This window comes from Actinopolymorpha sp. B11F2, from assembly GCF_040195635.1.
Lineage (GTDB): Bacteria > Actinomycetota > Actinomycetes > Propionibacteriales > Actinopolymorphaceae > Thermasporomyces.
The window spans coordinates 1-21,764 of sequence record NZ_JBEFTX010000021.1; the positions used below are offsets into that span (position 1 = coordinate 1).

The window sequence follows — 21,764 nt, forward strand, 5'->3', positions numbered from 1 at the left end:
CGGCTCAGCCGGGCCATTAGCAGGCCATTAGGTCAGGCCAACCAGGGTTATTCCAGGCCACTTCAGCCCCCCGATCACGCGAGGATCGGGCCGTTCGCGCAGGTATATGTACGATTCCCAAGCTGACCGTGGTCGCGGCTACGCCGACATCATGATCTCTCTCGCAAGGTGAACGTACTGGCGAACCCGCGGCGCAACCTCAGAAGGAATGTCGGCACAAAGTGTCGACGCGATAGCCGTCAACCGCTCCATCCGATCGATGAGATCGAACAGTACGCGTATGCGGTCCTGAAGGCGTCCGATGACTGGTTCGTAGGCCAGCGGCGCCGAGCCGGGATCAAGGAACTGTTCGACGTCGTGTACGGCTCTGACGGTTGACCCCGCCATCAGCATCTGTGTTCCACCTGGGGAGCGAGCCGCATGCTTCGCGTTCCAGAGCAGCGTCGCCCAGAACCAAGGAACTGCGTGCGCTGCAACCTCGTACGGCGTGCGGTCCGGAGTGGTTCCGGGCCGACCGTCCTCGGTTGGGCCGGTCTCACGGGGGATGTCGGCGCGGTCGAACAGCAGCACCGCCGCACGTGGCACCCGCGCAGTCGAGCGTGGAAGCCACTCCCAATCGACCTGCTGAGGGCCAGTCTTGCCAGCGAAGAACGTCGTGAGGAACGCACCACCAGCGGGTGCGTTCTGAGGGGCCTCCAGCAGCAGGAGAGGTTCGGCGATCTGTCTAATCCACCTACCACGTGGCGAGTCGAGCACCCGGCCGTAGTCCACGGGCCGGGACGGGTCGCCAGCGACCGCGCAAATTGCACTGTCAGCAACGACCACCGTCACGTCCAGGTCGCTCAGCGCGTCGGCATCGCCGCGAGCGCAGGAGCCATGAAGCCAGGCCGCAGCAACGCGAGCGTCCGCCTCAGTGGCTACGTGCACTCGCTGAAACAGACGGGTGCGCTCCTCATGACGCAGACGAAGAACGTCGTCCAGCACCGCGTCGTCTCCGACCCGCTCGACACCAGCCATCGCCCGACCCTAGCCATGGCGAGACGAATCAGCGAGCCAGTTTGGTCGTGCATGTGACTTGCGCGAGTGGCCGGATGGCCGGATGGCCTGCACCTCCATGTGGGCTCACCATGCACTCGCCTCACACGGTCGGCTCGTCGCTGATCTCGAATGCGATTTCTATGAGGCGGTTATTGCGCTCGCGCCGCCCGTCGAGGCACTTGGCGTATCGCTTCAGCAGGACCTCAACGCTGTTGCCGGCTCGTTCGGCGACGTCGGTGGGGTCTACACCACCATTGAGCCATGTCGACAGCGCTGCATGACGAAGGTCATACGGTCGCCCCTCGAGTGGCGATAGGACCAGGCGTGGCGTGAGCGCTAGTCGCCGGACCTCATCCCACGCCCGAGAATACGTGGACGACCCGAGGACGCCGCCACGCTCGTTACGGAAGATACGCCCACCTGACGCTGTCCAGCGCCAGGCGAACAGGGTTCGTGACCTCCAGGAGCAGTTCGGTCCCCTGGCTCGTGCGGCTGAAAGAGACGACAGCGCCGACCTCTACGCCGACGAGCAACTGAACGAGTTGCGCAGGAGGTAGGCCACTCCTGGCCTGCATCTGCAGTGCGGACGCCAGTAACAAAACCGGACGGCATGAAGCCATGGGAGACGCCGGCCCCTGCGATTGTTGACGGTTGGACCAACGGGCCGACCGGTGTCTTCCATTCCATTTTTCGCAGGTTTGCGTCGCAATTTCAAGACTTATGTTTCGGCGTTCAATGACGCAGACTCGTGTCCCGCGTAGTAACTCTCGTCGACTCGGCCGACCGGCGGTCGAAAGGAAGAGGTACAGGTACCTGTGACAGGACCCATGCGTCTGCAGTGGCCAAACTGTCTCAACGTCCGCGATCTCGGTGGCCTACCCACGACCGACGGTCGCCAGATCGCGACAGGGGCGCTGATCCGTTCCGACAATCTCACACGACTGACAGATGCCGGGGTCGAGGCGGTGCGGGAGACCTCCGTGGGTCGCATCATCGACGTTCGGACGCCCCCGGAATGCGAAGGCGATCCGTCTCCCTTCGCCAACGACCCGATCTACCGCAACATGCCGCTCTACCACGCCGACGATCCTTACGACGCGACCCAGACCCTCGACCGGCAATATGTGGCGATGCTCGACCTCAACCCCGACCTCATCGCCGGCGCAGTCGGCGCGATCGCGGACGCGCCGACCGGCGGAGTCGTCGTCCACTGCCATGCCGGTAAGGCAGGGCCGGGAACGTGGTCGCATTGGCCTTGAGCCTCGCGGGAGTACCGGCCGAAGCGGTCGCCGCTGACTACGCCGTGCTGGACGACCGGATGCGCGAGCATTTCGACGAACAGCTCGCCCTCATCAGCGACCCAGCTGAACGGAGCCAGCTTGCCGAGTCGTTCACCGCGAGACCGGAAACGATGATCGCAGCACTCAAGCACCTCGAAGACAAGTACGGCGGCACCGAGCAATACCTCCGTCAGGGAGGCCTACACGGCAACCAGCTCAACGCGCTGAGAGCGCGGCTCGTCGCCTAGCGATGACCTGGACGTCGAGGCACGAAAGTGCCTTCGCGCGCTCGACCGTTCGAGGTGCGCCCTTGTTGTGTCTGTGGTGATCCAACCTTCGTGGAGGCAGGCGGCATGGAACTGTCGAACGTTCTGTGGATTGGTGGGCCGGCTGGAGCCGGCAAGACGACGGCTGCCCGGCATCTGGCGCGGCGTCACGGCCTGCGCCGGTACAGCTCCGACACCCAGACATGGGTGCACCGTGATCGCGCAGTCGCCGCTGGCGTCGAGCTGCCGGCCCGCGGGCCGGGCGCCGAGTACTACGACCGCAGGCCGATGATCATCGACGATCTGCGCTCGCTTCCGGCAGCTCCGCTGATCGTGGCAGAGGGAGGACCGATCACGCCGGCGATGGTGCAGCCGGAAAGTCAGGCCGTCTGGCTGATCCCGTCGAGGGATGTCCAAGTCGCCAGACTGCGGGTGCGGCACCGGGGGGACGTGCCCTGGTCGTACCTGCAGAGCTTGGAACCAATAATGGAACAGCTCGCGGGGACCAGCATCACGACGATCTTCGTTGATCCGCTGACCGTCGAGGAGACGATCGCCGAAGTCGAGCGTGTCTTCGCTCATCGCATCAGCGAAGGCCCTACAGCCCTAACGTCCGAGGAGAACCGCAGTCTGCTCCGGGACGCGAACCAGGCGCTCGTGAACCAGTACGCCAGCCGGTCGCCGCGCCCTCTTGCCCCCATCGAACCGGACAAGGTGGTCCGCACCTTCGATTGCGAGTGCGCCAGGAGAACCTGCGCCGCCCTGGTCGACCTAACGATCGGCCACGCGGCAGCTGCAGTGATGAGCGATCCCCCAGCAATCCTGGCTACAGGACACTGAAATTCACGGCCACCCCGGGCACCCGCTGCCCAAAGCCATGTCCAAGGCTGCTGGAGCGCTGCGGCCTCACGATGATGTCGTGAGCATCGGGGCACACATTCGAGACGAATAACCGTATGAGACGCGGCGCTTACAGCTACCGCGACTCCCATCCGGCTGGGGAGGGGATGAGGGTGAGCTGGTTTGCTCGGCTACGGTCGCGCCGGGGCTCGCCATCGGTCGCTTCCGATCCGCAGCCGTTGTGGTCGCCTGGACCGGTTCCTGTAACCGTGGTAGGTGAGTCCTATCATGCGGCAGCTGTTACTCGTGTCCAGCAGGCCGCAGCCTCCGGCGGCCGAACTGGTCGGAGTCTTGGTTCCTGAACCAACGAATGTCTACGACGGGAACGCTGTTGCCGTGTACCAACGGACCACCCCCGGTCCCATCAGCCCAGCGAGCCACCATCGCCGGCCTGCGCTCCCGCCTGGAAACCGCCAACGCCCGCAACGACGAACTCGCCACCGAGATCACGGCCCTCCACGACCAGATTGCACACCTCCACGGCGAACTTCGCGCCGGCACAACTCCGCGGCAGTCTGAACTGAGTCGGTCAGGACGGCCGGATGCTCGAGGAGTACCGCGTCCGGCTCTGGCCCAGCAGCTCGGCACCGCGCAGACGGTCAGCGGTGCCGTCATCCGCAAATGCTGACTCCGTAGCCGGACCTACTCAGCGTCCTGTGCCTCGATCAGGTCGAGGTCGCGGATGCAGAAGCCGTGGTGCTCGAAGGTCTCGTTGAGCACCGTGCCGAGACACTGCCGCACCGAGCGTCCCCGGGCGTACGGGGGCCAGACGTCGTCGGCGGGCACCGGCGCTCGCGCTGCGAGCTGCTCAGCCGTGACCTCGTCGAGCCAGGCCTCGAGCTCGGCGGCTTGTGCGTCACGCACGTTCACGATCTCGTCGAGGGCCGGATCGAGCGAGAGGTCAAGCCCGTGCGCCCCATGGTAGGGCTCGACGGTCGTCCCGATGCCCATCGGCGTGAACAGCTCCGTCGAGCCCAGGCAGCAGCGGCGGAACCACGAGTCGTGGACGAAGACCAGGTGGCGCATCGTCTGCACCGCCGACCACTCGTCGTTCACGCTGCGGCGCTCGATGCCGGGCGTACGGCGGATTCGCTCGATCGTGGCGGCCCAGGCGGCATGGAGCTGACGCGATGCCTCGCGCAGATCGGCAGGCTCCTCGGAGCGGATCAGCACCCGCACCGGATGACGCCGGTCGAGCTCTGCCTCGACGTACTCGGTGACCTCGACACCGTTTACCACGAGGTTGGTGATGAGCCCGTCGATCACGGCATCCTGCATGACGACGCCGATCAGGCGTGCCCCGGTCAGATCGCATTCGCGGAACTCCGCACCGTGCAGATCCTCGTCGACATACCGTGTCATGCTCCGCATACTAGGTCCGAGCACCGACAAGCCAGCCTCCCCGGCTTGATTTGGCCCCACCAAGCCGTCAAGCCGGGGCCAAATGAGACCGTCATAGCCAGACTCATGAGCACCCGGGACACAGCCACCTAACCGCCGCCGACGGGCACCGTCACTGACATGTCTCCAACAGATCTGCCAAGGTCAACGGCGCAACTCGCTGATCCCTGCAGTGGGGAGATCGTCCGGTGGCGCGGTGATCGTCTCGGCTTCACCGCCCTGCGACGCCGACACGCAAACCGGCGGCGAGCCAAGACCCTCGCCCAGACCGAACCCTGCCACTATGCCATTTTCACCGAGCCAATCGGGTGCCGTGGGATGGCCCGGGCGACCGCCGATGTCCGAAGGCCGCCTTCGCCACCGCTGCCGCACATGACGACGGTCCCACCCGCCCGTGCGGTGGGACGGTCTTCTCTACGTGCCTTGGTTCTGCGGCCGGCGGCCAGCGTGGCCCGATCATCTGCTGCGCCTCGAGGATTGCTCACGGCAAAGGCTCATCACTCCGGCACGTCCTGCGCAATCTCACCCTGGCGCAGGGCCAACGCGCGCGTGGAGCGAGAGGTCCTGTCCCCGCACACCCACGGTGGCATGGAGCACCCGAGGTGGAGCGGTACGGGACCAACGGCACCTTCGACCGGTGGCTGTCCGCCCTGGCAGTCGCCCTCGCCGATGGCGTGTCCTGCCTGATGTAAGTCGCGCCCGGTGAGGAGATGGTCGCGCCCGGGCGCGCCGGGGTGAGGTAATGAGCGCGAAGGAACTGACGTCGACAGAGCGGGATCTGCTCGTGAAGGCGGCGATCCTTGCACCTTCGATGCATAACACCCAGCCGTGGCTATTTCGGTTCCAACACACCGTCGAGATCTACCGTGATCCGCGCCGAGAGCTCCTCGCCGAGGATCCCGACGGACGGATGACGATGATCGGTGTCGGCGCCGCGACCTTCAACGTGCGAGTTGCCGTGGCAGGGATGGGACGCCGCAGCAGCACAGTTCTGGTCCGCGATCCAGACCGGCCGACGCTGGCGGCCGAGGTGCGGATAGGACCACTCACCGCGGGGCGGGTCGAACCGGCCCACCTGTTCGGTTTCCTTGCCCGTCGACGTACGAGCCGGTACCCATTCGCGAGCCACCCCATCCCTCTCCAGGTGCGACAGGAACTGCTCGATGCGGCCGAACACGAAGGCGCCTATCTGGACTGGGTAGATGACCGCGACCGGTGCCGCTGGCTGCTGGAGGTCGCGTCCGACGCCGACGCCGCCGATACGCAAGACCCGGATCGGCTCGCCGAACGCCGGGCATGGGTGGGTGGCGAACGCGGCAGCGCCGGCGTTCCGTCAACCGCCCTGGGGCCCCGTCCGGCCGAGCCGTCCGCGCCCGTCCGCGATCTCGCGGTCGACCCCTTCGATCGCAGACGCGCCACCCAACAGTTCGAGCTACAACCCATGCTGGCGGTCTTGTCGACGGAGCGGGACAGCTGGCAGGACTGGCTGACCGCGGGCCAGGCACTCCAGCGGGTCCTGCTGGTCGCCACCACGCACGAGCTGGCTGTGTCATTACTCAACCAACCGCTCGAACACGCAGAACTCAGGTCGCAAATCCGCGATCCACACTCCAGGTGGAGTGAACCCCAGGCAATTCTCCGTTTTGGATACGGGCCAACGGTACTTCCGCCACCTCGACGCCCCGCGGCAGACTTCCTGTTCGACGAAGAGACGACACCGTTACGAGGCCGCGGCGACCAGTGATGCTCGGCGTTCAGGGTCGCGCAGCTTGGCGAGTGCTTCGTTCTGAAGCTGCCGGATCCGTTCACTGGTCAGGCCGAGCTGATCACCGATCTGTTGCAGGCTTCGCGGGCTGCCGTTGTCCAGGCCGTAACGAAGCGTCAGGATGAGGGCGTCACGTACCGGCAGGGAGTCCACCTCAGCGCGCAGTGCCTCCGCAACAGCTTGAAATCCGACGACGTCGGCTACCTGCTCAACGCTGAGATCCTCGATCAGGTCGATCACCCGTATCCCGTCATCCCCGACTGGTGTATCGAGACTGACCGGTTGGGCGGCGGCACGGCGGAGCTCCTCGATCCGTTCGACGGTCATGCCAGTCTCCGCCACCAGGTCTTCCACCGACGGTTCGCCGCCGAGCCGCATGGTCAGCTTGCGTTCGGCGTTGTGGAGCGTGGCGAGAGTCTCCATGGTGTGCACCGGCAGTCGGATCCCCGCACGCTGATCGGTGAGGCCCCGCTGGATCGCCTGCCGAATCCACCAGGTCGCGTAGGTGGAGAACTTGAAGCCCTTGGCATAGTCAAACTTCTCCACAGCCCGGATGAGGCCGAGATTGCCGTCCTGGATCACGTCGAGGAAGGACCTGCCGCGGCCCGCGTACTTCTTGGCGACCGACACCACCAGACGGAGGTTGGCACGAATCATCCGGTCCTTGGCGAGCTGACCGTCCTGCGCGACATCGCGAAGCTCGTGGAGCGAAGCCGCCGCTGGCTGACGTCCTGTCCTCTCAGCCGTACGCACCAACTCGGCGGCATACACGCCTGCTTCGATACGGCTGGCCAGATCCACCTCCTCCTCCGCGGTGAGTAGTGGCGTGGCACTGATCTCCCGCAGGTAGCGTGGGAGGAGGCTGAGATCGGCGTCTTGGTCGATCGGCTCCAACCGATCGACGCCCGTTCGGTTCAACATCGCTACCTCCGATGGCACACCCGACACCTGGAGTACGGAGTAGGGCCGAAACGCCACAGGCACGGCGCGCAAGGTCCCCCGAGGTAATGATGGAGCCGCGACCCGCAGAGGAGCTCGTCGAGGCCGCCCGCGGCGTGGGCGTCACGGAGCCGCGGCTACTTGACGCGGTCCGGGTCGTCCGGCGCTGCGACTTCGTTCCTCCCGAGTTTCGCGTGTTCGCGGACGAGGACAGGCCGATCCCTCTTCCGCATCACCAGGTCACCACACAGCCTTCGCTGTCCGCCCGCATGATCGAGGCGCTGACGCTCACCGGGACGGAGCATGTGCTCGAGGTCGGGACCGGCTACGGCTACCAGACTGCGCTCCTGGCCAAGCTGGCCGGCTTCGTCACGAGTATCGAACGCTGGCCCGATCTGGCCGCCCAGGCACGGCACAACCTTGCCGCCGCTGGAATCGACAACGTCCGGGTCGTGGTGGGCGACGGCACCGGCGGCGTACCAGACGGCGCACCCTACGATGCGGTACTCGTGTCCGCGGCATTTCCCACGGTTCCTCCGCCCTTGGCCCACCAACTGATGTCAGGGGGAGTGCTCGTCCAACCGATCGGACCCGGCGGAGCCGATGAGGTCACGCTTTTCCAGCGCACCGCAGAGGGCCTGGTGAGGGTGGAACCCTTCCTTCGAGCCAGGTTTGTCCGGCTCTACGGCCGCTATGGCTACCCGTAAGACTGTGGGCGCTCGGTGGCGGCGGGCGGGATCACAATGACAGGGCCCTGTGCGTGGCGTAGGCAGTAGGCACTGGCGGAGCCGAGAACTGGCGCCGGAGCCGCGCTCGCACCATGACTGCCGATGATCAATCCGGCGGCGTTGGCGGCCAGGGCGCACAAAGCCGGTCCCGGCTTCCCGTACACCACCGACGTACGCAGATCCACGTCATATCGTGCGGGCTCGGCGTGGGCTACGGCGGCCTCGAGCACATCGGTGTGTGCGGCGGCAAGAGCGTCCAGTTCTTCTCGTGGAGCCGGGACGCTGGCGAACGGAAGAGGTGGGGTGAGTGAGCAGATTGATGCCGCGAGCACACCACAGTGCGTCCGGCTCGCGTAACTCACCCCCCAGGTGAGGGCGTACTGGGACAAGGCCGACCCATCGACTCCGACGACAAGCGTCGCCTCTGTCTCACCGTCGCCCGCTGGCGAGGCAAGCAGGTCGGTGCCAGTCACGATGCCGACGATCTGGTCTTCGTCGGCGACGACGACGGCGTCACCCACGCTGTGGGACAACTCGGCGGCCGCCTGGCTGACCGGCTGGTCGGCCGCCACCGTCGGCGCCGGCATCCGAGCCACATCGGTCACCGACGGCATCCGCCCGCGCCGGGGCCAGCCGGGCATCCGCCACAGCAGGTCGGTCTCGTACACGAGGCCGATGCACCGTCCTCGTTCCATCACCGGCAGGTGGTGGATACCGGCGCCGATCATGAGCTGCAGCGCCGTATCGACACCGGTCGAGGCGCTCACGCCCAGCACTGCCGGGCTCATCACTTCTCGGACTGGTTGGTCACCTCTGGCGGCAAGCCGGGCAGGCCCGGTCCTGGCCGAATCGTCGAAAGGTTCGGCGACCAGAAGGTCGGGTACGACGGCGACCGGGCACAGCGCCTCACGCAGACACCGCCCGGTCGCGGTGGAGCGCACAGGGTCGGTGCCTGGTGCACGACCCAGCACCAGGAGTTCGGCGCCCTGCGATCGAGCCGTCAGGGTGTCAACGAGCAAGCCGTGCACAACCTCCTGGGACACCCGCTGCCGCCTCCGGTCGCCTGGCGGCACCGTTTCGTCCACGACGGCCTGCAGTGCCGCCGCGAGCTCACGGCTCTTGGCGTACTCCTCCCTACGCAGCTGAGGCTTCCGGCCAGCGGTGGATTCAGGGACGACCGACACCACAGCGACCTCGACGAGCAGACGCTCGGCCTGCATAGCCGCCCACCTCACCGCATGCACGCTGGCCGGCGACCCGTCGACACCCACCACGATCGGCCGCTGCATGAGTCACCGCCGGGGGTTGTGCCCGGGCCGGTATGGCGGCCCGGGCTTCGCAGAACCTGTCAGATGCCGAGATCTCAAGCCAAGAAGGGAAATCATGATGACCAATCCGTGGACTCGTTTCGACCCTCGCTCAACCGGGCGTCGGCGGAGCAGAGGCCAAGGGCCCAACGCTGAGTAGAGAGATCCGACATCGCGCACCGGCCTTTGTCGCCCGATCGATGGTCAGCGGCCAGGGTGGCGGTGACAACAGGGTGGACGCCGAGCATTCCACCCCGGGCGTACGGTCGTTCGACGATCTTGCCGAAGCCAACGAGGGCGACCTGGTGGGTAGATGACGCCGTAGACGGCTTCGACGCCGAGGTCGCCGAGGTTGGTGATGGTGAGAGTCCCGGAGGTGAGTTCGGTGCCGCGCAGCCGTGCGGTGCGGGCGCGGGCGCGGGTCACCAGGTCGCGGAGGCGGGCCATCAGCTCAGTAAGGGCCAATGTGTCCGCCGCCATGATCGCGGGGTGACCTGGCCGCCGCCGCGGAGCGCAACGGCGATGCCGAGGTTCACGGTCGTGGCCGGCTCGAAATGGTCGTCCATCCAGAAGCCATTGACCTCGCGGACCCGGGTGGCTGCCACGGCGGTCGCCTCCATGAGCAGGGCGGCGGGGACTCCGTACGTCCACCGGAAGTTCGCGGTTACGCCTGCCAAGCCAGTCCAGAGCGTCGTGCAGGTCGAGGGTAGTCCCGAGGTAGTAGTGCGGGATCTGTTTCTTCGACCGCGCCATCAGCCTGGCGATGGCCCGTCGGGTCGCCTCGGTACGTTTGCCTTCCTCCATGTCCGCGCCCAGTGCCGGCGCGGTGAACTCAGCGACCCCACTGGTGCTGGTGTCTTCCGTGTGGTGGGCGTTCACGATCGGGGTCCGGCAGCGTCGGTTTTGGCTGAGGGCCCGCCGATGGTCCGCTTCACTGCCCCCACGATGTCGGCGGGTTGGGCAGGGCCGCCTGCTCGAGGTGTCGTGCGTACGGAATGGGGACCTCGGCGGTGCACACCCGCTCGACGCGCGTCGAGGTCGTAGGACGCCTGCTCTGTGAGGCGAGCGCTGATCTCCGGCGACAGACTGCCGGTCCGCCATCCTCGTCGACGATCACGACCCGGTGGGCACGGCGTACGGAGTCGAGGATGGTGGCGTCGTCGAGCGGTCGGAGCGTACGCAGGTCAATGACCTCAGCATCGATCCCGTCGTGTGCCAGTTCGTCTGCGGCCGTGAGCGACGTGGGCAGCATGCCGCCGTAGGTGATCTGGTGACGTCGATGCCTGGACGCCTGATCGCCGCGTTGTCGATGTCGACCGGACCGGCGTCCTCGTCCAGCGCGCCGAAGCAGCCGCCGTAGCGGCCGATGTCCTCACCCACCAAGAACACCCGATCGTCGCGCAGCAGCGCGTCGCGGATCGCTGCTCGCATTGCTTCGCGGTACGTGATCTTGGCTGTGTTCATAGCCTTGGCGGGGCTCATGAGCGTGCCTTTGCCGTGCGCTCTCGATGTTCTTGCGGCTGCGGGCGTTCTGAATAGACAAACCGGGTCAAGTCCTCCGCCGGTTCGAGGGGACCGACTTCGGCGGCCTCGATCGCGCGGCTGAGTTCGTCGGCGAGTTCGCGTTCGAACGCGTCCAGGGCCTGGTTCATCGAGGTGGCTGTCAGCACGCATCCGGGCGGCAAGGGTGTCGATGGGTCGTGTTCCTTCCAGCGTGCGATCTCGACCTTGTCTCGGTAGCGGTCGGGGTCGTACATCGAGTGCGACCGGAACCGGTATGTGCGCAGCTCCACCAAACACGGACCATGGCCGGCGCGGATCACCTCGATCGCCCGCGCGGCTGTCTCCTCGACCGCGAGCACGTCCATACCGTCCACCGGCCAGGCGGGCATGCCGTGCGAACTTGCACGCAAGGCCAGGTCGGTGACGGCTTGGGTCCGGTCGATCGCCGTGCCCATCGCGTACAGGTTGTTCTCACAGGCGAACAGCGCCGGCAACCGCCACAGCGCGGCAGGGTTCATGCACTCGTGAAACTCGCCCCCGGCCACCGCGCCGTCGCCGTTCGGCGCCTCCGGTTGCTACCTACACGGCCGAGATCAGGCCATAGTGGCCGTCGTACCGCCAGTACATGACCCGACCCCGCCCGGAGTCAGCGTCGAGGTAGAACACAAACGGTTCGCCGCCCACATCCAGCCGCTGCCGAGCCGCCAACTCCGACAAAACTGGTGGTGGGCCATCTACGACAAACTGACCTTCGGCACGATGGGCCCGTTGCATACGTGGTGGCGCATGGAGTCCGATCCTCCCGTCCTCGCGACGGTAGACCACCGCGTCCGTTCCGGTCCTACGATCGGTGAACACATAGAAGTCATGATCGAGCAGTTCCATCTGCTCGGCTGCCTCCTGCGCTGACACCGGCTCGAGTGCGAACGTCTTGCGGCGCACCACCTCCCGCTCTGCAGCCGGTCTCGGATAGTGCGGGACCAGACGCCTGGGCAGGTCGCCGTGGCGCCACTCGTGCGCGGGACGGATGCCCGTTCTACGAGCCTGCGTGCGCTTCCGGTCACGAAGGTGGATCAAGCGGCGGCGAAGCCGGTCCTCCACCAGGTCCGCGGCTTCCCACACATCGCGCGCGGCGACCATGACCCGCACGGGGGTTCCGTTCATGTCCAAATCGACCTCAATGCGAGCGGGACGCTCCCGAGCAGGATCACGGTCGACGCCGACCACGACGTCCGCGTGGAGGACACGTACGTGCGTGTGAGTAAGCACGTGCTCAACCTTGGCGACCGCATAGGCACACGCCCTGTCAGGCGCATCACCACGGACCGTCAATCGGACCGGCACGGCCGGTGGCGCAGGCTTCGACATCAACGACCACTCCCTGAGGCCTCACCCGACGGATAAAGACGCCCGCGACGCTCGATTTGTCGAGCCTCGGACAAAGTGCAGACCTGCAGAACAATTTCCCTTCGCCGGCATTGTCCGGATCAGGTGATTGGGAGTCGTCTGGGCGGATCTTGCGATCCGCTCCGACCTCTCAGCCCTCATCGGGCTCCCCCGCTTGCTCCGCAGGCCTACTGAGGATGCTTCTCCGTCTGCTCGGCGTACGCGTAGGGCCCAATGCCAGGTACATTGCTGGTCCTTTGTTGTACTCCGACATAGTTATCCTCGATCGCGACGGCGCGGAATCGTGCAGCCTCTGCTCCCGGGCGCGCCGACACCAGTGACTGCCACGCCCCGCGCCAACACCGCTCATCAGCCGCGCCTGGCCCGTGTCACCATCTAGGGCAAGGCGCGGCCCGGGTCGCGTTGGACGGCGCTGATGGCATCGGCCAGCAGATCGTCGAGAGGGACGATGCGCACATCGTCACCGTCGTCATCACCCGATCACCGCCGTCCCTGCGCATGCCCAGGGTGGACGGCCGGAGTGATCATGTGGGAAACGAACCAGTCACACGCCTCATCGGCGACCGCGTCGAGGGCACCCGGCTCCTCGAACAAGTGCGTTGCGCCGGGAACGACGGCGAGCCGCTTCTCACACCGCAGCAGGGCATGGGCCTTGCGGTTGAGGTCGAGCACGACGGCGTCGGCACCGCCGACGATCAGGAGGGTCGGCGCCCGCACCGAACGTAGCTTCTGCATCGCCAGATCAGGCCGCCCGCCTCGCGACACAACGGCCCGCACAGCAATATCGGGCTCGGCCGCCGCCCACAGGGCCGCCGCGGCTCCCGTACTCGCGCCGAAATAGCCGAGCTGGCCATGAGACGCCAGCGGCTGCGAACGCAGCCACCGGATGGCCTGGACAAGGCGCTCGGCCAACAGCGCGATGTCGAACACGTTGGACCTGTCGACCTCTTCTGCGGGTGTCAGCAGGTCGAACAACAACGTGCCGAGGCCCGCGCGGTTCAGGACGGCGGCCACATAGCGGTTACGCGGGCTATGCCGGCTACTTCCGCTGCCGTGTGCGAAGATGACCAACCCGCCGGCGCCGTCAGGCACCGTGAGATGTCCGGCCAGTCGCACCGCCCCGGCAAGGACCTGCACCTCCTCGCTGAAGGGTGGGTCCCCCACCGAGTCGCCCGAGGCTCTGGTCGACGGATCGGTCGAGTCGGAGGTCGCCGCCCGGTGCAGAAGTTCCACAACTTCCCTGTCCGGGGTTTGAGTGAAGTCGCGGTAGAACTGCCCGATGGCGTAGAACTGGCTCGGTGTGTGCAGGCAGACCACCTCGTCGGCGTCCTTCTCCACCATGACGACCGCATGAGGCGATGCCACTGGGACCGCGACGACGACCCGTGCCGCGCCGAGCGAACGCGCGACCTGGCAGGCCGCCCGCATCGTCGCCCCGGTCGCGATGCCGTCGTCGACCACGACCGCGGTCCGGCCCTGCAGCGAGATGGCCGGTCGGTCACCCCGGTAAGCCCGGATCCGCCGCGACAACTCGGTACGCTCGCGTGCCTCCGCCGCGATGATCTCCTCCTCGGTGACGTTTGCGGCGCGGACGATCGCGTCGTTCACCAGGCGTACGCCACCCTCACCAATCGCACCCATCGCAAGCTCGGGCTGGAACGGAACGCCCAGTTTGCGGACAACCAACACATCCAGCGGGGCGCCGAGTGCACTGGCCACCTCGAACGCCACCGGAACACCGCCCCGTGGCAGGCCCAGCACCACGACATCGGATCCCCTCAGATGCCGCGCCTCACCCGCTAGCCGCCGGCCGGCATCGACACGATCGACAAACAACATCACAGCCACCTACCGAGTCGAGTCCTTCCCATCGATGCAAGGGCTGCCTCCTCCTTCGAAGCAGGCTGCTTCTTCGATGCAAGGACTGCGGACCCGCAGGAGGCAGTGGCGAAGGTCCCACCCCGCACCGCCAGCCGACCTCGACCCCTGATCCTCCAGCCAGATATGTCCGCCACGGACAAGGCTGTGACCTTCGCCGGGCCCGGCAAGGACCGTTGCCGGTCCCCTGCGCACCTGAGGGCGGGATCGTAAAACTGGGCGATCAGGATCGAGGCCGTGCGATGAAAGCTCGCATTGTGGCGGGAGCTGCCGGCCGACCGCTCGCTGCCGCCATCACGACAGAGTTGGGGATCGAACCAACCGCGTGCGTAGTGGAACGGTTCCCCGACGGGGAGGTACGGCCCACCGTGGCATGCGTGAGCGGTGGCGATGTGTACGTGGTTCAGCCAACCGGTCCGCCGGCTGGCTCGCACGTGGTCGAGTTGCTGCTCATTCTCGACGCCTGCCGACGCGCCGGCGCCGACCGGATCACCGCAGTCGTGCCGTACTTCGGATATGCCCGACAGGATCGCCGCAGCCGCGGCGGCCAGGCTGTCGGCGCGCGCGTCGTTGCCAACGCGATCGCGTCGACCAAGGTCGACCGACTCGTTGTCGTCGATCCACACACCCCTGCACTGGAGGCGATGTGCGCCATGCCGGTAGAGATGCTGACGGCGGTGCCGATCCTGGCACATGCGCTTCGCGCGTCGATTCCCAGCGACGCCATCGTCGTCGCGCCGGATCTTGGCGCGGTCAAGCTCGCCGAACACTACGCTTCACAGCTCGGCACCCGAGTGGTGGTCGTACGCAAGACCAGGGAAACTGGCACGCGGGTGCGGGCAGAAGAAGTCGTCGGCAACATCCGCGGCCGCCCGGCAGTCATCGTCGACGACATGATCAGCACCGGCGGGACGATCGAAGCAGCAGTACGAACACTGCTCGAGCACGGCGCAGCACCGGACATGGTAGTCGCCGCGACACATGGCCTTCTGGTCAGACCCGCAACAGACCGGCTGGACGCACTTCCGATCCGGCGCATCCTGGTCACCGACACCATTGACCAACGGGAGAAAAAGCCTCCGTCAGTCGACGTACACTCCATCGCTCCCATGCTCGCCGACGCCATTGGTCGACTTCACCGCGGCCAAGCACTCGACGAACTGCTCATCCGTACCTGACCCGTCAATGGCAGTCGTGGCGGCCCGGCGATGAGGAGCGAAACAGACCTGCAGAGCAAGCTTCTAGCCGCCGACGACCTGCGCGTGATGTCGGCGGGATCGTCGTCGAGGTTCACCGCGACCGACCGGGTCGGATCATTGTCGGCACTGGCAGACGTGCAGAGCTAGCGCGAGGGGCAGGCGTTTGCCTGGTCGGGACCTTTGCCACTGTCGGGCTGGGTGACGTTGGCCATTACATCGAACGAGGGGACCTCACCGGAAGGACCGAACCATGTCCGATGAGCTGGAGCGGCACAAGGCCCAGCGAGAGGCACTCGCCCGCACGAGGCGGGCCGGACGCGACCTGGTCGACATGATCAGCCGATATCTGGGCGTAGCTGCGCGCCAGGAGCGGACGACCCACCCCGGACAGACGACCGCCGGAGCACCGCACAGAGTGCGCCAGGAGACTCCGAACCAGCACACGAGCCAGAGTCGCCAAGAACCCAGCGACCGCGATGCACGTGGCTGACTCTCCCTACCGTGGAACGATCGCCGGCACGGTTCGGTACCAATGCGGCCGCCATGATCAACCGTCACTCCCGTCGTTCCGGCAAGCCAAGGGTGCCACCAAGACGTCGCCCGAGGCTAGAAGCAACAGTCGTCACATGTGGAAAGGATCGCCCATGCGGGTCGAAGAGGTCTATCGACCAGGAGCACTCATGTGCAACGCAACCGATCCGCTCTCGGCAGTCGCGCGGGAGATGACCTCGAAGCACGTCGGGGCGCTCGCCGTCCTTGACGGCAACATCATCATCGGGATCGTCTCCGAACGCGACATCGTGCGTGCGGCTGCCGAAGGCGTTGACACCGCACACGCCAGGGCAGGTACGTTTGCCAGCACCGACGTGCAGACCGCCAGGTTCGCCGAAGACACCACAGACGTCGCACGAAGGATGCTCGACGCCGGGATACGCCATCTGCCCGTCGTACAAGACCACACCGTGGTTGGCATGATCGCGATGCGCGACCTGCTCGCGATCGAAGCCTGGCTATGACCATCAGCTCGGCCATTGCCGTGAGGCGTTAGCCGACAGTGCGGCCGCCGCTGAGGTGGCGAATGGTGACTCCCTGCCGCACCAACGCCACTCAGCCTTGGGAGGCGGCAGGTTGTGGGGGCAGGGACCGTCGGGTCTCTCCGATGACGAGGGCCAGAACGCCGACGACGGCGGCGATCACGGCCGCGTAGGCGAAACCACCGGCCAAGCCCGCCAGGCCGAGCATCGCTCCGGTGACTGCCGCCGTCAAGAGGGAGCTGACATCGCAGGCGAGGCGCCAACCGATCGCGGCCGCCTCCTTCGTGGCCGCCACGTCGACGATCATCGCGACCGGGACCACCCGGACGGCCGACATCACGAAGCCCATCGCCGTACTCAACAGGAAGTAGCCAAGCAGAGGCAGGTCGACCAGTGCGATGAGCAGGGCAAGGACACTGAGGCAGGCGGAGATGACGACCACGGGCCTGCGTCCGAGCCGGTCGGCCAACCGGCCGCTCAGCAGGATCCCGCCCATCTCGGAGACCGACATGCACATCGTCGCCGCCGCCACCTCCTGGACACTGGCGCCCAGGCTGTGGCCGAGCAGGGGGAGCAGCGTCATTCCGGCCGCGCTCCGCAGGCCGAACCCCAGTCCGGCCGCCGCCAGGGCGGACCGGGTCCGCCAACCCTGGAAAACCTGCAGACGCGGCAGGCCGAACTCCGGGCGGGCTGCCACGGGCATCGACGGTAAGGCGAACTGCGCCACGAGAGCGGTCGCGACATTGACGACACCGCAGACCGCGAAGCCCCATCGCATGCCGGTGAGCCCGCCCGCGATGCTCGCCACCGCGCCCACGATGAGTGGGCCGATCGTCATCCCGAAGAAGGAGCAGAAATTGAACCGTGCGATCTCACGCCCCTCCCGCCCGGCGGACGCGAGACGCAGAGCGGTGTGGAAGCCCGCGCCCACGATAAAGGCGACCGCGAGTCCCTGCAGGACGCGCGCTCCGGTCATCAGGGTGAGATTGGGGCTCACCGCCGTCACGAAGGAGCCGACACCGAAAAGGAGGTAGCCGCCCACGAGCGCGTGCCGGACGTTGACCCGCGGAACCACTCGACTGCAGAGCAGATCCATACAGAGAAACGACGCGAACATCGACGAGACGATCAACGCGGCGAGACTGTCGGACGCTCCCAACGCCTTCGCGTACAGTGCCGTGATCGGCGCCGTCATCGCCATACCAAGACTTCCCGAGGCGATGCTGGCGTAGAACCACCGGGACGAGAAGCCCTTCCGCTTCGCACCTTCCGATGGGCTTCGGTCTTGTGCGGGACCACCGCGAGGAGGGCAGATAACCGCCCCCTCGCGGATGGTCATTCCCGGTGCGACAGATGAGCCCGGTGCCACGGATGGGCCCGGTGCCGCAGACGAGCCAGGTGAGGCTGGGTCAGACACTCCCGTCACGCGTCCAACTGCGACGCGATGGGCGGGACCCGCAGATGCCAGTCGGTCGCCCGCTGGTAGGCGTCTGCCACGCGGAGGACCGTGGCTTCGGCGAACGGCTTGCCCACGATCTGCATAGAGATCGGAAGCCCCGAGGAACTGAAGCCGCACGGAACGGCGACCGCCGGGAGGCCAGTGAGGTTCCAAGGGCCGGTGAAGCTCGGCGAGTGGATCATCGACTCGGCCGACATCTCGTCACTGCGCGGGGCCGGCTTGGCCCACGTCGGTGTCACGATCACGTCGTACGACGAGAACACCTTGGCGACCTTGCGGCAGAAGAGCGTCCTGAATCGCTGGGCCTGCCAGTAGTCGGCCGCCGAGAAGAGCGCGCCACGGCCGATCGTGATCCGGGTGTGGCAGCCGTAGTCGGTCCACCGGTGGACGAGGTTGTCCCGATGGTAGGAGTACGCCTCCGCCGCCATCGTCACGCTGTTGGCGACCTTGGCCTGATTGGCGTACGGGATCTCGGTCTCCGCGACCGCCGCGCCCGCCTCTTTGAGGACGTCGACCGCCGCCAGCACCCCCGCTCGCACCTCGTCGTCGAGGCCGTCCGCATCGAAGAAGTACGGCATGGGCACTCCGATGCGCGTGCCCTCGACGCTCCCGGTCAGTGCTTCGGTGTACGCCGGAACCTCCACCTTCGCGGCGTAGACGTCACCGGGGTCATAGCCCGCCATCACTTCCAGTAGCAGCGCACAGTCGTAGGCGCTCCGGGCCATCGGACCCACCGAGTCGAGGGTGTAGCCCAGGGGAACGACGCCGTTCTTCGGCACTCGACCGAACGTCACCTTCAGGCCCGTGTGGCCGTTCATCGCCGCCGGGAAGCGCACCGATCCACCCGTGTCCGTGCCGAGCCCACCCAGGGCCAGGCCGGCGGAGACACCGTTGCCCGTGCCCGCACTCGACCCCCCGGGCGTGTGGTCGAGGTTCCACGAGTTGCGCGGGATCAGGAACCCCTTGTCGGGATCGGGCATGCCGCACGCGTACTCGCTCGTCGTGCTCTTGCCGACGAACACCGCCCCTGCCTCACGCAGCCGCGCCACGACGGGCGCATCGACGCCCTTCCCCCACTCCGGGTCGAGCACCCGGCTGTTCGCGGTCGTCGGCGCGTCCTTGGTGGCGATGATGTCCTTGACCGCCAGGGGAATCCCCTGCAGGGGTCCCGCGTCGGAGCCGTCCGCAAACGCCTTGTCCGCCGCGGTCGCGGCCTCCAACGCCGACTCCTCCGTCACGGTGACGTAGGTGCCGAGGGCTTCGTTGAGCTTGCTGGTCTTCTTCAGGATTCCGGTCGTCAGCTCGACCGAGGTCAAAGTACCCGTACGCAACGCTGCGGCGGCATCCTTGATCGTCAGTGGGAGTTCGTGTGACATCGATCCTCCGATCTGGGTATGGGAGATCAGGCGTAGGAGGGTTCAGGGCGTACGGAGGCCTCAGGAACAGGGGCGTTCAGGCGTAGCGGGCGGCGGGATCGAACGAGAGCGCCGGATCCTCCATCTCGAGCTCCGGCAGATACAGCTCGTCGGCCTGCGCCCTGATGGTGGGGTAGACGCTGACGATCCGCTCGAACTCCTCGTCCGACACGGTGAGGTGGGCGGCCGTCAAGAGTCCCTTGACGGCCTCGGTGCTCGTGGTGGAGTCCATTCATCCTCCTTGGGTAGATGTGTGCAGATGGCACGACACCAGGTGGGCGTGCTCGGCCTCAGCCAGTGCCGGTGGCTGCTCGGAACAGATGTCCATGACGAAGGGACAGCGGGTCCGGAAACGACAGCCGCTCGGCGGGTTCAGCGGACTCGGCATCTCTCCGCTGACGACCGGCTCCTCCAGCTTCCGCTTCGTGGGGTCGAGTGAGGGGATCGACGCGAGAAGTGCCTGACTGTAGGGATGTAGCGGTTCCCTGTACAACGCCTCGGCACTGCAGCTCTCGACGACATGGCCGAGGTACATCACCGCCACCTGGTCACTCATGTACTCCACGACGTTGAGATCGTGGCTGATGAAGACGTAGGTGAGGTGGTAGGTCTCCTGCAGGTCCTTGAGAAGGTTGAGGATCTGCGCCTGGATCGACTTGTCGAGGGCAGACACCGCCTCGTCCAGCACGATCAGCCTGGGTTGGAGAGCCAACGCGCGGGCGATGTTGACCCGCTGGCGCTGGCCACCACTGAGCTGGTGTGGGTAGTAGCCCGCGTAGTTGGCGTGCAGGCCGACGTCTTCCAGAACCTTCGAGACACGCGTCCGGATCTCGTCCTTGCCGATGCCCTGCACACGAAGGGGAAAGGCGATCGACTCGCCGATCGAGGCGCGTGGGTTGAGGGCGGAGTACGGATCCTGGAAGACCATCTGCATCTGCTCGACGACCTTGCGGGGGCGCCGTTTCCTGGCCGGAAGCGGTGTGCCGTCGAACCGGATCTGGCCGTCGTCAGCGGCGTAGAGGCCGAGGATGACCCGCGCCAGGGTCGACTTGCCGCAGCCCGACTCGCCCACGATGCCCAGGGTCGAGCCTTCCGGCACCACCAGGGACACGCCTTCTACCGCCGAGACCTTCGCCCGGCGCAAGCCGAGCTTGACGCTGAACGCCTTGGCGAGCCGCTCCACCTCGAGCAGGGCGCCTGCATCTGTTCCGATAGCTGTCGTCGTTGGCATGTCAGCTCCCCTAGTCGAGCCGGGAGTCCATCGCTTCGCGCAGCGCATCGCTGGCGGTGTTGAACGCGACGGACGTGAGGAAGATGAAGAGCCCCGGCAGAGCCACCACCACGGGGGCGACGTAGATCGATCCACGGAGGCTGTTCAACATGTAGCCCCACTCGGGCGCGGGTGGCTGTGATCCCAGGCCGAGGAAGCTGAGGCTGGCCGCGATGATCATCGAGACACCAACAAGCCCTGATGCGTAGACGATGATCGGGTTCAGGACGTTGGGCAGCAGCTGGCTGCGGACCAACGTGAACCTACCGGCGCCACTGAGTCGCGCGGCCTCCATGTATTCCTGGATGGCCACCTCACGCGTGGCCGACTCCGCCACTCTGGCCAGCGGCGGGACGAACACGATCGTGACCGCGATGATCGAGTTCATCAGACCGGGTCCGAGAGAAGCGCCGACCGCGATGGCCAGCAGGATCGCCGGAAAGGCGTACAGCATGTCCATCGTGCGCATCAGCACCGTGCCGACCACGCCACCGACGAAGCCCGCCCAGGTGCCGATCAGCGTGCCGACGATCGTCGCCGCCAGCGGTGGGATGAAGCCCGCCGCCAGCGACAGTCTCCCGCCATAGAGCAACCGGGCCAGCATGTCGCGGCCCTGCTCGTCGGTGCCGAGGATGTGACCCTTGCTGAACAGTCCCTGCAGACGCTCGGTCGGATTGCCAAGCAGCGGGTCGTACGACGTCAGGAGCGGCGCTAGGATGGCCGAGCCCACGAGCAGCATCACGACGATCAGCGCCCCCACGCCGGCCTTGCTCCGCAGGAACCGCCGAGCGGTCTCGGACCAGAAGGTCCGGACCTCGACGCCGACCTCCTGCTGATACCACGCGTCCCGTAGTTCCTCGACGGTGCGAGCCGACGCTTCCGTTACCGCCATGGTTCCTCCTCCCATCGGCGACTGCCCGACCTCATACGACTGCCCTCATACGACTGCCCTCATACGGCTGGCCGACCTCATAC

24 protein-coding genes and 1 pseudogene are annotated in these 21,764 nt (G+C 66.5%); 9 read left to right on the plus strand and 16 right to left on the minus strand.

Translation table 11 applies throughout. The features are described 5' to 3' along the window. Nucleotides 1–138 precede the first annotated feature (138 nt). Complete coding sequence (locus tag ABN034_RS28865) at nt 139–1,017, minus strand: nucleotidyltransferase domain-containing protein (protein ID WP_349694135.1); 879 nt, start codon at nt 1,015–1,017, stop codon at nt 139–141. A gap of 848 nt (nt 1,018–1,865) precedes the next feature. Here ABN034_RS28865 and ABN034_RS28870 point away from each other — a divergent pair. From ABN034_RS28870 to ABN034_RS28880, 3 genes are all read left to right on the plus strand, one after another. Continuing rightward, nucleotides 1,866–2,297 (plus strand): tyrosine-protein phosphatase, encoded by a 432-nt coding sequence (locus ABN034_RS28870; protein ID WP_349694136.1) that lies wholly within the window; start codon nt 1,866–1,868, stop codon nt 2,295–2,297. Next, complete coding sequence (locus ABN034_RS28875; protein WP_349694137.1) at nt 2,294–2,566, plus strand: tyrosine-protein phosphatase; 273 nt, start codon at nt 2,294–2,296, stop codon at nt 2,564–2,566. Before ABN034_RS28870 ends, ABN034_RS28875 begins: the two co-directional genes overlap by 4 nt. A gap of 90 nt (nt 2,567–2,656) precedes the next feature. Further along, on the plus strand, nt 2,657–3,424 hold the full coding sequence (locus ABN034_RS28880) for a hypothetical protein (RefSeq protein ID WP_349694138.1): 768 nt from the start codon (nt 2,657–2,659) through the stop codon (nt 3,422–3,424). Nucleotides 3,425–4,126: 702 nt separating this feature from the next. Here ABN034_RS28880 and ABN034_RS28885 read toward each other — a convergent pair. Continuing rightward, nucleotides 4,127–4,870, minus strand: a complete 744-nt coding sequence (locus ABN034_RS28885; RefSeq protein WP_349694273.1) for a DinB family protein — start codon at nt 4,868–4,870, stop codon at nt 4,127–4,129. Between the two features lie 757 nt (nt 4,871–5,627). Between ABN034_RS28885 and ABN034_RS28890 the strand changes: the two genes are divergently transcribed. Then, nucleotides 5,628–6,629, plus strand: a complete 1,002-nt coding sequence (locus ABN034_RS28890; RefSeq protein ID WP_349694139.1) for an Acg family FMN-binding oxidoreductase — start codon at nt 5,628–5,630, stop codon at nt 6,627–6,629. Here ABN034_RS28890 and ABN034_RS28895 read toward each other — a convergent pair. Continuing rightward, nucleotides 6,606–7,571: a sigma-70 family RNA polymerase sigma factor gene (locus ABN034_RS28895; RefSeq protein ID WP_349694140.1), complete on the minus strand. Its 966-nt coding sequence runs from the start codon at nt 7,569–7,571 to the stop codon at nt 6,606–6,608. The two genes, ABN034_RS28890 and ABN034_RS28895, sit on opposite strands and share 24 nt — an antisense overlap. Nucleotides 7,572–7,657: 86 nt before the next feature. Between ABN034_RS28895 and ABN034_RS28900 the strand changes: the two genes are divergently transcribed. Beyond that, complete coding sequence (locus tag ABN034_RS28900) at nt 7,658–8,296, plus strand: protein-L-isoaspartate O-methyltransferase family protein (RefSeq protein WP_349694141.1); 639 nt, start codon at nt 7,658–7,660, stop codon at nt 8,294–8,296. Here the strand turns inward: ABN034_RS28900 and ABN034_RS28905 are convergent. From ABN034_RS28905 to ABN034_RS28935, 8 genes and pseudogenes are all read right to left on the minus strand, one after another. After that, nucleotides 8,287–9,606 (minus strand): universal stress protein, encoded by a 1,320-nt coding sequence (locus tag ABN034_RS28905; protein ID WP_349694142.1) that lies wholly within the window; start codon nt 9,604–9,606, stop codon nt 8,287–8,289. The two genes, ABN034_RS28900 and ABN034_RS28905, sit on opposite strands and share 10 nt — an antisense overlap. Nucleotides 9,607–9,698: 92 nt before the next feature. After that, nucleotides 9,699–10,104 (minus strand): annotated as a pseudogene (locus tag ABN034_RS28910) (2-oxo acid dehydrogenase subunit E2). Next, nucleotides 10,071–10,301: a hypothetical protein gene (locus ABN034_RS28915; RefSeq protein ID WP_349694144.1), complete on the minus strand. Its 231-nt coding sequence runs from the start codon at nt 10,299–10,301 to the stop codon at nt 10,071–10,073. The pseudogene ABN034_RS28910 and the gene ABN034_RS28915 overlap by 34 nt, the downstream one beginning before the upstream one ends. Before the next feature lie 254 nt (nt 10,302–10,555). Then, entirely contained in the window at nt 10,556–10,843 is a 288-nt protein-coding gene (locus ABN034_RS34635; RefSeq protein ID WP_502879113.1) for a transketolase C-terminal domain-containing protein, read from the minus strand. Further along, nucleotides 10,738–11,106, minus strand: a complete 369-nt coding sequence (locus ABN034_RS28920) for a hypothetical protein (protein WP_349694145.1) — start codon at nt 11,104–11,106, stop codon at nt 10,738–10,740. Before ABN034_RS28920 ends, ABN034_RS34635 begins: the two co-directional genes overlap by 106 nt. Further along, on the minus strand, nt 11,103–11,672 hold the full coding sequence (locus ABN034_RS28925; protein ID WP_349694146.1) for a thiamine pyrophosphate-dependent enzyme: 570 nt from the start codon (nt 11,670–11,672) through the stop codon (nt 11,103–11,105). Before ABN034_RS28925 ends, ABN034_RS28920 begins: the two co-directional genes overlap by 4 nt. Nucleotides 11,673–11,706: 34 nt before the next feature. Beyond that, nucleotides 11,707–12,291 carry a sigma 54 modulation/S30EA ribosomal C-terminal domain-containing protein gene (locus ABN034_RS28930; protein ID WP_349694147.1) on the minus strand — a complete coding sequence of 195 codons (585 nt, stop codon included), beginning with the start codon at nt 12,289–12,291 and terminating at the stop codon, nt 11,707–11,709. 723 nt (nt 12,292–13,014) lie between these two features. Continuing rightward, the gene (locus ABN034_RS28935) at nt 13,015–14,373 is read right to left on the minus strand and encodes a phosphoribosyltransferase family protein (protein ID WP_349694148.1); all 1,359 of its coding nucleotides are present in this window, start codon (nt 14,371–14,373) and stop codon (nt 13,015–13,017) included. Nucleotides 14,374–14,654: 281 nt separating this feature from the next. On the opposite strand from ABN034_RS28935, the gene ABN034_RS28940 reads away from it, so the two are divergent. The 4 genes from ABN034_RS28940 to ABN034_RS28955 all read left to right on the plus strand — a co-directional run bounded on the left by ABN034_RS28940 (nt 14,655) and on the right by ABN034_RS28955 (nt 16,627). After that, nucleotides 14,655–15,590, plus strand: coding sequence for a ribose-phosphate diphosphokinase (locus ABN034_RS28940; protein WP_349694149.1), 936 nt, complete (start codon nt 14,655–14,657; stop codon nt 15,588–15,590). Between the two features lie 30 nt (nt 15,591–15,620). Next, nucleotides 15,621–15,758, plus strand: coding sequence for a hypothetical protein (locus ABN034_RS28945; RefSeq protein WP_349694150.1), 138 nt, complete (start codon nt 15,621–15,623; stop codon nt 15,756–15,758). 103 nt (nt 15,759–15,861) lie between these two features. Then, complete coding sequence (locus tag ABN034_RS28950) at nt 15,862–16,101, plus strand: hypothetical protein (protein ID WP_349694151.1); 240 nt, start codon at nt 15,862–15,864, stop codon at nt 16,099–16,101. 154 nt (nt 16,102–16,255) lie between these two features. After that, nucleotides 16,256–16,627, plus strand: coding sequence for a CBS domain-containing protein (locus ABN034_RS28955; protein ID WP_349694152.1), 372 nt, complete (start codon nt 16,256–16,258; stop codon nt 16,625–16,627). Between the two features lie 91 nt (nt 16,628–16,718). On the opposite strand, the gene ABN034_RS28960 is transcribed toward ABN034_RS28955, so the two are convergent. The 5 genes from ABN034_RS28960 to ABN034_RS28980 form a co-directional block, all read right to left on the minus strand. After that, nucleotides 16,719–17,984, minus strand: coding sequence for an MFS transporter (locus ABN034_RS28960; RefSeq protein ID WP_349694153.1), 1,266 nt, complete (start codon nt 17,982–17,984; stop codon nt 16,719–16,721). Between the two features lie 83 nt (nt 17,985–18,067). Then, nucleotides 18,068–19,480: an amidase gene (locus tag ABN034_RS28965; protein ID WP_349694154.1), complete on the minus strand. Its 1,413-nt coding sequence runs from the start codon at nt 19,478–19,480 to the stop codon at nt 18,068–18,070. A 76-nt stretch (nt 19,481–19,556) separates the two neighbouring features. Beyond that, nucleotides 19,557–19,751 (minus strand): hypothetical protein, encoded by a 195-nt coding sequence (locus ABN034_RS28970; protein ID WP_349694155.1) that lies wholly within the window; start codon nt 19,749–19,751, stop codon nt 19,557–19,559. Next, on the minus strand, nt 19,752–20,750 hold the full coding sequence (locus tag ABN034_RS28975) for an ABC transporter ATP-binding protein (RefSeq protein WP_349694156.1): 999 nt from the start codon (nt 20,748–20,750) through the stop codon (nt 19,752–19,754). A 10-nt stretch (nt 20,751–20,760) separates the two neighbouring features. Then, the gene (locus ABN034_RS28980; protein WP_349694157.1) at nt 20,761–21,681 is read right to left on the minus strand and encodes an ABC transporter permease; all 921 of its coding nucleotides are present in this window, start codon (nt 21,679–21,681) and stop codon (nt 20,761–20,763) included. Nucleotides 21,682–21,764 lie beyond the last annotated feature (83 nt).